Source organism: Dongia soli (assembly GCF_034044715.1).
Taxonomy (GTDB): domain Bacteria; phylum Pseudomonadota; class Alphaproteobacteria; order Dongiales; family Dongiaceae; genus Dongia_B; species Dongia_B soli.
In genome coordinates, this window is the sequence record NZ_JAXCLW010000023.1 from 1 (window position 1) to 1,862 (window position 1,862).

2 protein-coding genes are annotated in these 1,862 nt (G+C 65.6%); both read left to right on the forward strand.

Annotated elements, in window-relative coordinates; all coding sequences use genetic code 11:
* Window positions 1-1,008, forward strand: a 1,008-nt coding sequence (locus SMD27_RS24035) for an S-(hydroxymethyl)glutathione dehydrogenase/class III alcohol dehydrogenase (RefSeq protein WP_320510997.1), incomplete at its 5' end; no start/stop codon positions are given.
* Window positions 1,008-1,862, forward strand: an 855-nt coding sequence (gene fghA / locus SMD27_RS24040; protein ID WP_320510998.1) for an S-formylglutathione hydrolase, incomplete at its 3' end; no start/stop codon positions are given. The genes SMD27_RS24035 and fghA, both read left to right, overlap by 1 nt.

Genomic DNA, 1,862 nt, shown 5'->3' on the forward strand with positions numbered 1-1,862 from the left:
AAGGCGACGGGTCTGTGTCACACGGATTACTTCACCCTGTCGGGGGCCGATCCGGAAGGGCTGTTCCCGGCCATTCTGGGCCATGAGGGGGCGGGGATCGTGGTCGATGTGGGGCCGGGTGTGACGACGCTCAAGAAGGGCGACCACGTGATCCCGCTCTATACGCCCGAATGCCGGCAATGCGAATATTGCTTGAGCCAGAAGACCAATCTTTGCCAGGCGATCCGGGTGACCCAGGGCCAGGGTCTGATGCCCGATGGCAGCAGCCGTTTCTCGCTCGGCGGCAAGAAGGTGCATCACTACATGGGCACCTCGACCTTCGCCAATTACACGGTGGTGCCGGAGATCGCCTTGGCGAAGATCCGCGCGGACGCCCCCTTCGACAAGGTCTGCTATATCGGCTGCGGCGTCACCACCGGGATCGGTGCGGTGATCAACACCGCCAAGGTGGAGGCCGGGGCCAATGTGGTGGTGTTCGGCCTGGGCGGGATCGGCCTCAATGTGATCCAGGGGGCCCGCATGGTGGGGGCCAATATGATCATCGGGGTCGATATCAACCCGGCCCGCAAGGCAATCGCCGAGAAGTTCGGCATGACCCATTTCGTCAACCCGAAGGAGGTCGAGGGCGATCTCGTCCCCTATCTCGTCAACCTGACCAAGGGTGGCGCCGATTACAGCTTCGAATGCATCGGCAATGTGACCCTGATGCGCCAGGCTTTGGAATGCTGCCACAAGGGCTGGGGTGTCTCGGTCATCATCGGCGTCGCCGGGGCCGGCCAGGAGATCGCCACCCGGCCGTTCCAGCTGGTGACCGGCCGGGTCTGGAAGGGCACCGCCTTCGGCGGGGCGCGCGGCCGCACCGATGTGCCGAAGATCGTCGACTGGTACATGGACGGCAAGATCAATATCGATGATCTCATCACCCATACGATGCCGCTCGAGGACATCAACAAGGGCTTCGAGCTGATGAAGGCCGGCACCTCGATCCGCGGCGTGGTGCTGTACTGATGGCGGTGGCGACCCCCGCCCTGGAGACCCTGGCCGAGCATGGCTGTTTTGGCGGCCGCCAGGGCTTCTACCGCCATCAATCCCGGGAGATCGGCCTCGCCATGCGTCTGGCGGTCTTCCTGCCGCCGCAGGCAAAGAACGGCAAGAAGCTGCCGGTCGTGACCTATCTGGCCGGGCTGACCTGCACCGAGGAGACCTTTCCGATCAAGGCCGGGGCGCAGCGTGTGGCGGCCGAATTGGGCCTCATCCTGGTCGCCCCCGATACCAGCCCGCGGGGCACCGATTTCCCCGGCCAGGCGGCAAGCTGGGATTTCGGCGTCGGGGCCGGCTTCTATCTCGATGCCACCGAGGCGCCCTGGGCCCAGCATTGGCGCATGGGCGCCTATGTCACCAAGGAACTGCCCGAGCTGATCGGCGCCCAGTTCCCCGCCGACCTCACCCGCCAGGGGATCTTCGGCCATTCCATGGGCGGCCATGGCGCGCTCGTCTCGGCGCTGCGCCATCCCGGCCAGTACCGCTCGCTCTCGGCCCTGGCGCCGGTCGCCGCCCCCAGCCAATGCCCCTGGGGCCAGAAGGCCTTCCGCGGCTATCTCGGCGCCAACACCGCCAGCTGGGCGCAATATGACGCCACCGAGCTCCTGCAAACCAACGGTCCGTTCCCCGGCGACATCCTGATCGACCAGGGGCTGGACGACCAATTCCTGGCCCAGCAGCTCCATCCGCATCTCTTCGAAGCGGCCGCCAAGCAGACCGGGCAGCGGCTCACCCTGCGCCGCCACCCCGGCTATGACCACGGCTACTTCTTCATCCAATCCTTCGTCGAAGACCATCTCCGCCATCACCATAAGGCGCTG